Raw genomic sequence first — 12,717 nt, 5'->3', positions numbered from 1 at the left:
GCGATGGCGAGGCCGATGGCCGGCTTGCCGTTGACGCGAAACATCGGCTGCGGCGGGTCGGCCAGGGCGCGGCGAACATCAGCTATGTCGCGCAGCCGGACGAGGCGTCCGTTCGACAGGAAATTGGCGTCGAGAATGTCGTTTTCGGAGCGAAAGGCGCCGGTCACGCGGATCGACAGTTTTTCGTCGCCAGTCTGCAGCGAGCCCGCCGGAATCACCGAATTCTGCGCCCGCAGCGCGGCGATCAGGGCCGCGCGGTCGATGCCGAGGCCGGCGAGCGTCCGGGTCGAGAATTCGACGAAAATCTGCTCGTCCTGAGCCCCGAGAATTTCGATCTTCGAGACGTCTTTAACTTGCAGGAGCTTGGAGCGGATGTTCTCGACATGATCGCGCAATTCGCGATGGGTGAAGCCGTCGGCGGTAAAACCGTAGATCAGCCCGTAAGTATCGCCGAAATCGTCGTTGAAGCCGGGACCGACGACGCCGGCGGGCAGCGTTCGCCTGATGTCGCCGATATTCTTGCGCACCTGATACCAGATGTCGGGCACCTGTTTGGCCGACGTCGACCCTTTCAGGGTGACGAAGATCGTGGCGACGCCCGGACTCGTGTAGCTGCGCAAAAAGTCGAGGCCCTTGGTCTCCTGGAGCTTGCGTTCGATCCGTTCGGTCACCTGCTGGAGCGTGTCGTCGAGCGTCGCGCCGGGCCAGGACGCCTGCACGATCATCGTGCGGAAGGTGAATGCGGGGTCTTCGCTGCGTCCCAGGCGGTAATAGGAGGAGAGGCCGGCGATGACGATCGCGATCATCGCGAAGACGACGAACGAACGATGTTTCAGCGCCCAATCGGAAAGATTGGGGCCAATCATGACTGGGCCCCCAACAGACGGACCTTTTGATCGGGGTGAAGCGCCTGGACGCCGGCGGTGACGACCAGTTCGCCGCCTTCGAGCCCGCTGGAAATCACCACCGTTCCCGGATCGAAGCGCAGCACTTCCACTCGCTGAAGCTTGACGGTCATGGTTGCGGGATCGACGATCCACAAGGCGGGAGCGCCGTCGGCCGCCGTCAGCGCGCTCGCGGGCACGGCGATGCCCTGGGCGGATTCCATGTCCATTCGTCCCGTGACGACGGCGCCGAGCCGCATGGCGCTCGGCGGATTATCGACGCTGACCCGCACCTTGAAGGTGCGGGTAATGGGGTCGGCCTGGGGATCGACCTGGCGGACGCGGCCCTTGGCCGTGACGGAAGGGTCATCCGCCAGAGCGACGACAATAACGGCGTCGGCGGGGGCCGAGCGAATCAGCTGAGCCGGGACGTCGAACACAGCGTCCCAGCCGGAATCGCGGGCCACCTGGAACACCATCTGCCCGGCCTGGACGACTTCGCCCGATTCCGCGCGCCGCGCGGTGATCGTGCCCGCGACATCGGCCTTCAGCTCGGTGTAGCTCACCCGGTCCTCGGCGATATGCAATTGCGCCTTGGCGTCGTCCACACTCGCCTGCGCCGTGCGCAAGGCCTGTTGGGCCTGGTCGAACTGGACCCGTGTGGTGAAGCCACGGTTCAGCAGCGTTTGCTGGCGCTCGAAATTATTGCTGTCCTGCATCAGTCTCCCCTGCGCGGCGGACAGGGCGGCGCGCGCAGACCGCAGGGCGTTAAGCTCGTTCTGCGGATCGAGCTTGGCCAGCACCTGATCGGGAGTGACGTGGTTACCGACGTCCGCCCGCCGTTCGATGATCCGTCCGCCGATGCGAAAGGCGAGCGAGACCTCCTTTTCAGCGAGAATCTGGCCTGTGAGCATGACCGACTGACCAAGTTCGCTCTTTTCGGCGATCACGGTGCGGACCGGACGCGGCGGCGGCGCTTCGCCAGCTTTCTCCGGCTTGCAGCCGGCGAGGGCCAGGGCTGCCGCCAATATGGCGAAATAGATCGGGGTCCGGACACGTCCTGCTCGGGATTCGAAATCGATCGGAGACAAGGCATTCCCCCACATTCGCAACAAGGCCCTGACTAAAGAGGTCCGAGCTTAACCCCGACACTATGGCCACCGCTGGCGCGATGAGCAATGCCAAAAAAGCTTCTGGTCAGCCTCGGATGTCATGGAGCGCGACCCCTTTTTTTCGACCCTCGCCACCACTGGTTCAGATTCAACAATGAGCTCTTGTTTTACAATACGTTCCTCGGCGCCGTTTACCGCGCGTTCCCCGTTGAGCCTGACGGGCTTATCGCGCCCCGTGCCTTTTTTCGAATCCGCTCTCCTGACGGCCAGCCTTGCATGCTGACCCGCGCGGGCGCATTTTGGCTTCCAATCCGCTTTCGGGAGGCTTCGTGGCTCGACGGTCAGGCAGCGCTGATCTGCCTCTTCATAACGGCCGGGTTCCGGCATGGCTCGGCCAGCGCATGGCGCGGCTGGGCGCGGTGATCGGCGAAGCGATCGTGCACCATTATGGCCGCGACGAATTGTTGCGCCGTCTCGCCCATCCTTTCTGGTTCCAGTCCTTTGGCGCCGTGATGGGAATGGACTGGCATTCCTCGGGCGTCACCACAAGCGTGATCGGCGCGCTCAAGCGCGGACTTGCCCCGCTCTCGGGCGAACTCGGCATCTATGTCTGCGGCGGACGCGGCCGGCATTCCCGCCAGACCCCGCAGGAGTTGACGGCCATCGGCGAGCGGGTCGGATTCGACGGGACGGCGCTTGCGCAAGCCAGCCGGCTCGTCGCCAAGGTCGACAGCGCCGCGGTGCAGGACGGGTTCGACCTTTATCTGCACGGCTTCATTGTGACCGACAACGGCCATTGGGTCGTCGTCCAGCAGGGCATGAATGGCGAAACCCGATTGGCGCGGCGCTACCATTGGCTTTCGGAAGGGCTGCAAAACTTCGTCGAGGCGCCTCATAGCGCGATCGACGGCGAAAACCAGGGCACGATTGTCAATCTCACCGACCGACGGGCGCAGGCCTCGCGTGCGCGCCAACTCGACCTTCTACGCGATCTCGGACCCGACGGAATTGTTCGCGAAATGGCGGCTGTCGAGGGCATAAGGGAGCCCGAGCCCGCACAGCCCTTGCTGCCCCACCTCATCATGCCCGAGCATCACGACCCCCGTCCCAAGGACGTGATCCTTCGCCGGCTGCATGGCGCGCTCGCCGCCGCGGCCGATCGCGGGCCGAAAGATTTTGGCGAATTGCTGCTGACGCCCGGCGTCGGCGCCCGCACGGTTTTATCCTTGGCCCTAGTGGCGGAGGTTGTGCACAGCGCCCCCTGCCGCTTCGCCGATCCCGCGCGCTTCTCGCTTGCTCATGGCGGAAAAGACCGGCATCCGTTTCCGGTTCCGCTCAAGGTCTACGACCAGACGATCGAAGTGTTGAAGAGCGCGGTTGCGCGCGCAAGGCTCGGCAATGAAGACCGGCTCGAGGCGCTCCGTCGGCTCGACGAACAGACAAGGCGCCTCGAGCGGGAGGTCGCAGCAGGACCATCGCTGGCGGAATTTGTGAACGAGGAAAAGCGGCGGTCGCACGAATATGCGGGCCGCAGCGTGTTCGGCTGGGAGCCGGCGCCGGGCGGCGACCTGGTCAGGCCAGCTGCCGGGCCCCGCGAAAGAACCCATACAGCGCCCAAACAACGCTGAAGCTCCGAAACGCAATTTGCAGCCGTTCGGTCGTCGCCGCCCGCCCCGGCGCAATGTGTGGAGCGGACGCCTCTCCCTTGGCAAGGCTTACCCCACTTGATGCTCTAACGCCAAAACCGATTGTAGTCGTAGTCGGCGGGCCAAAAGCTGGCGTGTCTTGCCCGCGGCAACCCGGCTTCAGCACGTGAATAATGCCGCTGATGATGCGACGATCGTCGTCACGTGGCGCGCCCGGTCGATTTTTCGGCAGCAACGGCTCGATCGCCGCCGACGGCTGATCGTCCAGATGCTTCGAGCCCCTCTTTGGAAACTTGAATCGCTTTCCATTCACACTATCAATGTCTGATGGTTTCCAGCCTAGGGCGAGGTCGAACTGGCGCGCGCCTGCTTCAGCCTTACGCCGCGCCCGCCGCCACGGCTCTCGGCATTGTCTCCGAGGATCTCGACACCAGCTCGGTCAAGAGCGTCGATCACCTTGGTGAGCGTATCGATCATGCCCCTGACATTACCTTCGCTCGCTTCCATGCGCTGAATGGTTGGAAGTGACACTCCGGACAGTTCGGCCAACTGGCGTTGGTCGATACCAAGCAAAGCGCGAGCGGCTCGTAGTTGCAAGGCGCTGATCACGGTGCGACGACTCCATTACGTGCATCCAGATTCAACAGTCTGTGGATCGTTGTAAAAAGCATCAAAGTTGGTCTACTGCACATCGAAGTTGGCCGATTGTATGTCAGGCGCCAAACATGAATCGGATAGCTGCGCATGAACCTGCCGGCAGCCTATGCCGCCCATCGAAATGCCGCCGCGTAACAAGCGAACGAGAACGCCAAAGTCGCGAACATAGGGGCGCGAAGAAAGGTCCAAGATTGAGCAAAAACCCAGTCGCCCAAGCCAGCAAACATGCCGTCGCCATATCCTAATATGATCAGCGCCGCAGCAACGCCGAGCCCCGTTTGCGAGCCCCATTTGGTAGCAGCCGGCGCGGGCAAGTTGGACGTGAGGACCCTGATCACCAGCCCGCAATATCCAAAACACAGAATGGCTTGGATCAAGATCGCTTCGCGTATCCCGAAATTCCTGCCGTCCGGCAGTGGCGTCGGCGCTGGAAAGCCGCGATAAACTATTCGGTTCATGGCCGATCCGGACGCCTCCATTCATGCGCCTTTAACAGCTTCGTCGGGCAATATTTCGGATCGATGCCCTCGATGACCTTCGCTGGGCAGCGGACTTGGGCCGCGCCAATCACGATCCGTTCACGACGGAAGTTTCACGGAATTAACCCTATCATATTGACCACGAAAATATAGAGCGTAGGCTAAGCCTGTTGGTGATTTGACATCAAGATTGATGGATTATGCATGAGTATGGATGGACAAGGCAGAAGCTTTAGGGCCTGCAAGGTCCCGCCCCGCCCTAAACTGGCCAAAAGGGCGGCGCGGCAAGGGCGCTGCTGATGCCGCCCGCCGGTTTCCTCCTCGGCGATGCGGCATTGCTCGCCCTGGGCGTCATGGCCCTCTTGGGTCGCCGCCACGCAGGCTCCGCTTTCCTCTATTCCGGCGCGCTCACCGTTTCGCTTTTCCTTTTCGGTGCAGCTCTCCTGCGTCTACTGACGGCGGCGGAGCCTTCGACGGCCGTCCTGCCGATGGGCCTGCCTTGGCTCGGCGCGCATTTCCGAATCGACGCCCTTGCCAGCTTTTTTCTGGCGGTCGTCAATTTCGGCGCGGCTTCCGCCAGCCTTTACGCGCTCGGCTATGGCCGGCACGAGCACGAGCCCTTGAGGGTGCTGCCTTTCTTCCCGGCCTTCCTCGCCGGCATGAACTTGGTGCTGATCGCCGACGATGCCTACACCTTTCTTCTCTCCTGGGAGTTCATGTCGCTGGCGTCCTGGGCGCTGGTGATGGCGCATCACCGCGAAGAGGAAAATCTTCGCGCTGGCCTGGTCTACATTGTCATGGCCAGCGTCGGCACTTTCGTTCTTTTACTGGCTTTAGGTCTTCTCGCGGGGCCCGACGGCGGCTACGCCTTTGCCGACATGCGCGCCCATGCGCCCGCGCCTCTGGTCGCCGCGACCGTCCTGGGTCTCGTGCTTGTCGGCGCGGGGTCGAAAGCCGGTCTCGTCCCCTTCCATGTCTGGCTGCCGCTGGCTCACCCGGCCGCGCCAAGCCATGTCTCGGCCTTGATGAGCGGCGTCATGACCAAGGTGGCGGTTTATGGCTTCATCCGGATAGTGTTCGACCTGCTCGGACCGATCGAATGGTGGTGGGGCATTCCGGTTCTGATTGTCGGCGCGGCGACCGCGGTGGTCGGCGTGCTTTTCGCGCTGGTGCAGACCGATCTGAAGCGCGTCCTCGCCTACAGCACCATTGAGAATATCGGCGTGATTTTTGTCGCTCTCGGCCTGTCGCTGGGATTCCTGGCCCATGGATTCCGCGTCGCCTCGGCTCTCGCGATGACGGCGGCCTTGTTCCATGTGTTGAATCACTCGTTGTTCAAAAGCCTGCTGTTTTTCGGCGCCGGCGCGGTCCTGACTTCGACCGGCGAGCGCGACATGGGCAAGCTGGGCGGGCTGTTGAACCTTATGCCGGCTACAGGCCTGTTCATGCTCGTCGGCTGCGCCGCGATTTCGGCTTTGCCGCCATTGAACGGCTTCGTCTCCGAATGGCTGGTCTTCCAGGCGATCCTGCTCAGTCCGGCGCTGCCGAGCTGGGCGCTGAAACTGCTGGTCCCCGCAGTAGGGGCCATGCTTGCCCTGGCCGCGGCGCTGGCAGGCGCCTGTTTTGTCCGGGTTTTCGGTATCTCGTTTCTGGGCCGTCCGCGCGGGCCGGCCGCGGAAAACGCTGTCGAGGTCGACCGCTTCTCCCTGACCGCGATGGGCGCGCTCGCCGGCCTTTGCCTGCTGGCGGGAATTTTTCCGGGGCAGGTGATCGACGCCCTGACGCCGGTCGTGCGCGATTTGACTGGCGCCAATCTGGTCTTCCAATCGGCGATTCCGTGGCTCTCGATCGCGCCGATCGCCGAGAGCCGGAGTTCCTACAACGGTCTTCTGGTGTTTTTCTTCATCACCAGTTCGGCGCTGCTGGCGGCCTATGTGATTCACCATGTGGCGTCCGACGTCATCCGTCGCGCGCCGGCATGGGACTGCGGATTTCCCGACGCCAGTCCGCTCACGCAATATTCTCCCGACAGTTTTTCCCAGCCGATCAGGCGGGTGTACGGCAATTTCGCCTTTCGGGCGCCCGAGCGCGTCGACATGCCGCCTCCCGGCGATCTCCGTCCCGCCCGCTTCGAGGTCGAACTGATCGACATCGCATGGGAGTTCTTTTACGCCCCGGTCATCGGCGTCGTGAACAGGCTGGCGACGTGGTTCAACGGCATGCAATTCCTCACCATCCGGCAATATCTCAGCCTGGTGTTCGCGGCCCTGGTCTTCCTTCTTCTGGTTTTGGCGTCATGGGCTTGATCGGCGATCTCTCCATCCAGATCTCGGAAATGCTTGTGGTGCTTCTGCTGGCGCCGCTGCTGACCGGCTTCATCCGCAAGGCCAAGGCGAGGCTGTTGCGGCGTCGGGGCCCGCCCGTGCTCCAGCCCTATCTCGACCTTGTAAAACTGGTGCGAAAGGAAGCGGTGGTCGCCGAGAGCGCGTCATGGCTGTTCCGCGTCGCGCCCTATATCATTTTCGCCGCCACCTGGGTGGCCGCCGCTCTGGTTCCCACTTTTGCGACGGGCCTTTTGTTCAGCTGGTCCGCGGATCTCATCGCCATCACCGCGCTGCTGGGAAGCGCGCGATTTTTTCTCGCCCTGGCCGGTATGGACGTCGGCACCAGTTTCGGTGGCCTGGGCTCCAGCCGCGAGATGATGTTCGCTACCCTGGCCGAGCCGGCGCTGATCATGATCGTGTTCACCCTGGCCCTGATCGCCGGCTCGACTCAATTGTCGACGGTCGCCGAATTCATGCTGTCGCCCGTCGTCGGCCTGCGGGTGTCGCTGGCTCTGGCGCTGATCGCCCTGGTGATCGTGGCTATAGCGGAAAACGCGCGCATTCCCGTCGACAACCCTTCGACCCATCTGGAGCTCACCATGGTCCATGAGGCCATGGTGCTGGAATATTCGGGACGGCATCTGGCGATGATCGAATTGTCGTCGCAGCTCAAGCTGCTGCTTTACATCTCGCTGATCGCCTGCGTTTTCGCGCCCTGGGGCCTCGCTCCCGTCGCGGCGGGTTTTTCGGCCCATGTGATCGGCGCCGCCGCCTATGTCGGGAAGCTCGCCGGGGCCGGACTCTTGCTGGCTTTGTTCGAAACGACGGTAGCGAAGATGCGCATCTTCCGTGTGCCGGATTTCATCGGCGTGGCTTTGATGCTGGGATTGCTCGCCACGCTCCTGCGCTTCATGTCGCGAGGATTGTAGGATGGGCCGACTCAATTTCGACATCGCGCATATGTTCGCCGGCGGGCTGGTTCTGGTCAGCTTCATGCTGCTCTATCAGGATCGCCTTTACGCGCTGTTGAACATGTTCGCAGCGCAGGCGCTGGTGCTCGCCGCCTCCGTGGCGTGGCAGGCCCATATCCAGGATGCGCCGCACCTTTACATCACCGCCGCCATTACCCTGATCTTCAAGGCGATCGTGATTCCGGTGGCCTTGCACAAGATCGTCGCGCGTCTCGGCATTCATCGCGAGGTCGAGACCGTGGTCAGCACGGTGCCGACCATGCTGGCCGGCATCGCGCTGGTGTCGCTGTCGATGGTCGTCATGCTGCGCGTGACCCAGGGCGCCGACGCCCTTGCGCGGGAGGATCTCGCCTTCGCCCTGTCGGTGGTCCTGCTCGGGCTGTTGATGATGGTCACGCGTAGCAACGCCGTCAGTCAGGTGGTCGGCTTCATGTCGCTGGAGAACGGGTTGATCCTGGCGGCGACGGGCGCCAAGGGCATGCCTTTGGTTGTCGAGATCAGCGTCGCCTTTTCGGTCCTGATCGCGCTCATCGTCGTCGGCATATTCCTGTTCCGCATTCGCGAGCGTTTCGACTCGGTGGACATCCATGCGCTCGACGAGTCGAGAGGCAGGAACCGATGAGCGCGTACATACTGCAAAACGTCCATCTGATCCTGTTCCTGCCGGCTTTGACGGCGCTCGCGCTGGTGGCCCTGCCCGACTTTCGTCTTTCGGCGCGGCTCAACGTGGCCTCCTCATTCGTGACCTTTCTGGCGGCCCTGTCGCTGTTCTACGCCAAGCCTGTGTCCGGGCGCTATCTGCTGGTCGATGACCTCAATATCGTCTTCGTGGTGCTGAACACTTTCGTCGCCTTCACCACCAGCGTCTTCAGCGCCAGCTATATCGCGCATGAACTGGAGACCGGGCGACTGACCCCGACGCATCTGCGCTTCTACCACACCATGTATCAGGTGCTGCTCGGCGCCATGAACCTCGCTCTCGTCGCCAATAATATCGGCCTGATGTGGGTGGCCATCGAAGTCGCGACGCTGACGACGGTGCTGATGGTCGGCATCTATCGCACAGATCGGGCGCTGGAAGCGGCGTGGAAATATTTCATCCTCGGCAGCGTCGGCATTGCCCTGGCTTTGTTCGGCACCATCCTTATCTACATGGCGGCGCGTCCCGTCGTCGGCGAAGGCCTGAACGGCATGGTCTGGACCGTGCTGATCGAGAATGTCGCGCAATTCGACCCGGCGCTGTTGAACCTCGCCTTCGTGTTCCTGCTGCTGGGTTACGGCACCAAAGTGGGGCTGGCGCCGTTGCACGCCTGGCTCCCCGACGCCCACGCCGAGGGTCCGACGCCGATTTCGGCGGTCCTGTCCGGCCTGCTGCTGAATGTGGCTCTCTATGCGGTGCTGCGCTTCAAGCTGTTGATGGCGGCCAATCCCAGGGCCATAGCGCCGGGACCGCTGATGGCGACGCTGGGGCTGCTGTCGCTGGTGTTCGCCGGCTTCATGTTGTACCGGCGCACCGACATCAAACGGATGTTCGCCTATTCCTCAATCGAGCATATGGGCATCATCTCCTTTGCCTTCGGGATGGGCGGGACGCTCGCCAATTTCGCCGGCCTGCTGCACATGACCATGCACAGCCTGACCAAATCGGCGATTTTTTTCGCCGTCGGGCAGATCGCGCAGGCGAAAGGCACGCAGAAGATCGCCGATATTCGCGGTCTGACGGTCACCCACCCATTGCTGGGCTGGGGCCTCGTCGTCGGGGTCATCGCGATTGCGGGAATGCCGCCCACGGGCGTTTTCATGAGCGAGTTTCTGATCGTCAGCTCGACCGTCACCCACGCCCCGCTGCTCGCCGTGCCGTTGACGCTCGGACTTCTGGTCGCCTTCGGCGCGCTGCTGTGGCGGTTGCATGGCCTGGCTTTCGGCGAACCGACGGGGAGCCTGGCGCCGGTCAAGGCCTCCTCGCTGCCGCTGGCGACGCATCTCGGACTGGTGCTGGTAGCCGGCATTTATCTGCCGCCGCCGCTGGTCGCCTGGTTCCACCACGTCGCCATCATGCTGCGTTGATTCGGGAGGACTCATGCCGACTTTGACCGAAGTTTTGGGCGCCTTTCCGCCAATTGGAAATCACCGACCTTGGCCACGGCATCTGGTCGATACGGAAAGCTGGCGCGCCATGATCGAACTTTTGGCCGGGGGCAAGATTTCGCTGCTCGGCCTTTGGGGAGACGCCGACCAGGTTCATATGGCGGTACTTGCAGCTGAGCCTTATTCGGTCACTGTGGCCAGCCTCGCCTGTGACGAGGGCAAATTCCCCTCGGTCGGCCGCTATTATCCGCCGGCGATCCGGTTGGAGCGGACGATCAACGACCTGTTCGGCCTTGTGGCGGTGGACGCAGCCGACAACCGGCCGTGGCTTGACCATGGCAGCTGGCCGATAAACTCGCCGCTTGGCGCCAAAACTCCGTCGGCCGCCGCGCCGTCCGCCTATCAATTCCTGCAAAGCGTCGGCGAAGGCTTGCACCAGATTCCGGTCGGCCCGGTCCATGCGGGGATTATCGAGCCGGGACATTTCCGCTTTACCGCCAATGGCGAAACCATCGTGCGCCTCGAGGAGAGGCTCGGCTATGTCCACAAGGGGGTCGAAGGGCTGATGGCGGGCGCTCCGCTCGAGCCCGCGGCCAAACTGGCGGCGCGCTGTTCGGGTGACAGCACGGTGGCCTATTCGCTCGCTTTTTCGCGCGCCGTCGAGGCGGCTTTGGGCGTCGAGGTTCCAGCGCGCGCCGTCTGGGTCCGGGCCTTGATGGCGGAACTGGAGCGTCTCGCCAATCATCTCGGCGACATTGGCGCCATCTGCAACGACGCCGCGTTCGCGCTGATGCTCGCCCATTGCAGCGTGCTGCGCGAACGCGTCCTGCGCGCCTGTCACACCTGTTTCGGCCACCGGCTGATGATGGACGCCATCGTTCCCGGCGGACTGGAGGCCGATTTCGGCGAACACGGGCCGCAGCTAATTCGCGGTCTGGTGGCGACCATCCGCCTCGCTCTGCCGCAATTGGTGAGTCTCTACGACGACACCGCCTCATTGCAGGATCGAACGGTGGGATCGGGCGTGCTCGGGCCGAAACTGGCGCAGCAATTTGCTTGTGGCGGCTTTATCGGCCGCGCCTCGGGACGCTCGTTCGACGTGCGCCGCGATCTAGCCTACGCGCCCTACGATCAGCTGGTGTTCGGCGTGCCAGTGCTGCAGGAGGGCGACGTCAATGCGCGCGTCTGGATCCGCATCAGGGAAATCGAGCAAAGTCTTGATATGATCGAGCAGATACTCCTGTCGGCGCCGTTGGAGAAAAGAATTTACGCCGACTTGCACATGCAGGAGGCGGCTGCGGGCGAAGGTCTTGCGCTAGTGGAGGGGTTTCGCGGCGACATTCTGGCCTGGGTGCGAATGGCGCCCGATGGAACCATTGAGCGCTGCCACTTGCGCGATCCGTCCTGGTTCCAATGGCCGGTTCTGGAAGCCGCCATCGAGGGCAATATCGTCGCCGATTTCCCGCTGTGCAATAAATCCTTTAATTGCTCCTATTCGGGACACGATCTCTAGGCTCGCTCATGCGCAACATTCTGCTTCAAAGCTTTTTGCGACCTCCGTTGACCGAACCGCGCCCTTCGGCCGACGATGCCGAATTGCTCGAACTGCTGGGCCAGCTCAGGCAGGGCGTAGACGTTTTTTTCGGCGGCAGCCTGTCGATCCGCCAGGTTGACGCCGGCTCTTGCAATGCCTGTGAGCTGGAAATCCACGCGTTGAACAATCCGTTCTACGATCTGGAGAGATTCGGCCTGAAATTCGTGGCCTCGCCCCGCCACGCCGACCTGCTGCTGGTCACTGGGCCGGTGACGGAAAGCATGCGCGAGGCGCTGAAGCGGACCTATGACGCGACGCCTTCGCCGAACTGGGTCGTCGCCGTCGGCGCCTGCGCTCTCGATGGAGGCATTTATGCGGGAAGTTACGCCTGTGCCGGCGGCGTGTCGGACGTGATTCCGGTCGATCTGCACATTCCCGGCTGCCCGCCTTCGCCAAACATGCTGATCAAGGGCCTGCTGGCTTTGATGACGAAGGGCCGGCGCCCGTGACCCTAAGAATTGTCAATTCCGCGAGGCTTGGGGCGCACCTGGCGGAGGGCAGCCGACATTGCATCCGAATGGGCTATCGCCGCTGGTTGGGGTTCCTGTTTGCCGCTCGTCCCGATGACCTGCTCAGGCCGCCGGCCGATCGCATTTCGCTCGAACGAGTTCGCGACTTCAACGTCCAGCTCGGCGGCGAAATGCGTCCGTCCTCGGTCGCGCTGACGATCCAAAGCCTTTACTATGCCGCGCGTCTGGTTGGCGCTGAACGCGACTGGCGCTGGCTTTCTGCGATCAAAGCTCAATTCGTCGCGCGGGCCCGGCCATGCGATCGCTTTGACCGGCTGGCGGCGCCTTGGCAGACGCTCGATCTCGGCATCGAACTGATGGACACCGCTCTCACTCTCTCGAATACGAGCCCTCAATGAAGGAGCGCCTGAAGGTTCTCCAGAACGAACGCCGGGCGCTCGACGTCGATGTCGGCGAGTCGGCGGAGTCGGAACTGACGATTCTCTCGCACCC

12 protein-coding genes and 1 pseudogene are annotated in these 12,717 nt (G+C 62.8%); 8 read left to right on the top strand and 5 right to left on the bottom strand.

The window, feature by feature from the left end:
• Together ACLP2E_RS21280 and ACLP2E_RS21275 are read right to left on the bottom strand one after the other, a co-directional pair.
• On the bottom strand, nt 1-866 hold an 866-nt coding region (locus ACLP2E_RS21280), incomplete at its 3' end, for an efflux RND transporter permease subunit (protein WP_442467047.1).
• Nucleotides 863-1,966 carry an efflux RND transporter periplasmic adaptor subunit gene (locus ACLP2E_RS21275; protein ID WP_442461956.1) on the bottom strand — a complete coding sequence of 368 codons (1,104 nt, stop codon included), beginning with the start codon at nt 1,964-1,966 and terminating at the stop codon, nt 863-865. The genes ACLP2E_RS21280 and ACLP2E_RS21275, both read right to left, overlap by 4 nt.
• A gap of 359 nt (nt 1,967-2,325) precedes the next feature.
• Between ACLP2E_RS21275 and ACLP2E_RS21270 the strand changes: the two genes are divergently transcribed.
• Nucleotides 2,326-3,624, top strand: a complete 1,299-nt coding sequence (locus ACLP2E_RS21270) for a DUF763 domain-containing protein (protein ID WP_442467046.1) — start codon at nt 2,326-2,328, stop codon at nt 3,622-3,624.
• A gap of 107 nt (nt 3,625-3,731) precedes the next feature.
• Here the strand turns inward: ACLP2E_RS21270 and ACLP2E_RS21265 are convergent.
• The 3 genes and pseudogenes from ACLP2E_RS21265 to ACLP2E_RS21255 all read right to left on the bottom strand — a co-directional run.
• Nucleotides 3,732-3,910, bottom strand: a pseudogene (locus tag ACLP2E_RS21265) (transposase); the annotation flags it as partial.
• A gap of 71 nt (nt 3,911-3,981) precedes the next feature.
• A complete protein-coding gene (locus ACLP2E_RS21260) occupies nt 3,982-4,251 on the bottom strand; it encodes a helix-turn-helix domain-containing protein (RefSeq protein WP_442461945.1) in 270 nt (89 codons plus the stop codon).
• 152 nt (nt 4,252-4,403) lie between these two features.
• Entirely contained in the window at nt 4,404-4,778 is a 375-nt protein-coding gene (locus ACLP2E_RS21255; RefSeq protein ID WP_442467045.1) for a hypothetical protein, read from the bottom strand.
• 299 nt (nt 4,779-5,077) lie between these two features.
• Here ACLP2E_RS21255 and hyfB point away from each other — a divergent pair, with 299 nt between their 5' ends.
• From hyfB to ACLP2E_RS21220, 7 genes are all read left to right on the top strand, one after another.
• Nucleotides 5,078-7,084 carry a hydrogenase 4 subunit B gene (gene hyfB / locus ACLP2E_RS21250; protein WP_442461946.1) on the top strand — a complete coding sequence of 669 codons (2,007 nt, stop codon included), beginning with the start codon at nt 5,078-5,080 and terminating at the stop codon, nt 7,082-7,084.
• Entirely contained in the window at nt 7,075-8,031 is a 957-nt protein-coding gene (locus ACLP2E_RS21245) for a respiratory chain complex I subunit 1 family protein (RefSeq protein WP_442461947.1), read from the top strand. Before hyfB ends, ACLP2E_RS21245 begins: the two co-directional genes overlap by 10 nt.
• 1 nt (nt 8,032) lies before the next feature.
• Nucleotides 8,033-8,695 carry a hydrogenase-4 component E gene (locus ACLP2E_RS21240; RefSeq protein WP_442461948.1) on the top strand — a complete coding sequence of 221 codons (663 nt, stop codon included), beginning with the start codon at nt 8,033-8,035 and terminating at the stop codon, nt 8,693-8,695.
• A complete protein-coding gene (locus ACLP2E_RS21235; protein WP_442467044.1) occupies nt 8,692-10,140 on the top strand; it encodes a hydrogenase 4 subunit F in 1,449 nt (482 codons plus the stop codon). Before ACLP2E_RS21240 ends, ACLP2E_RS21235 begins: the two co-directional genes overlap by 4 nt.
• Before the next feature lie 13 nt (nt 10,141-10,153).
• Complete coding sequence (locus tag ACLP2E_RS21230) at nt 10,154-11,674, top strand: hydrogenase large subunit (protein WP_442461950.1); 1,521 nt, start codon at nt 10,154-10,156, stop codon at nt 11,672-11,674.
• A gap of 8 nt (nt 11,675-11,682) precedes the next feature.
• On the top strand, nt 11,683-12,204 hold the full coding sequence (locus ACLP2E_RS21225; RefSeq protein WP_442467043.1) for an NADH-quinone oxidoreductase subunit B family protein: 522 nt from the start codon (nt 11,683-11,685) through the stop codon (nt 12,202-12,204).
• 68 nt (nt 12,205-12,272) lie between these two features.
• The gene (locus ACLP2E_RS21220) at nt 12,273-12,623 is read left to right on the top strand and encodes a hypothetical protein (RefSeq protein ID WP_442467042.1); all 351 of its coding nucleotides are present in this window, start codon (nt 12,273-12,275) and stop codon (nt 12,621-12,623) included.
• Nucleotides 12,624-12,717 lie beyond the last annotated feature (94 nt).

The sequence above is a fragment of the Rhodoblastus sp. genome, assembly GCF_052145335.1.
Lineage (GTDB): Bacteria > Pseudomonadota > Alphaproteobacteria > Rhizobiales > Beijerinckiaceae > Rhodoblastus.
This window is presented reverse-complemented; position numbering and strand designations above follow the sequence as displayed.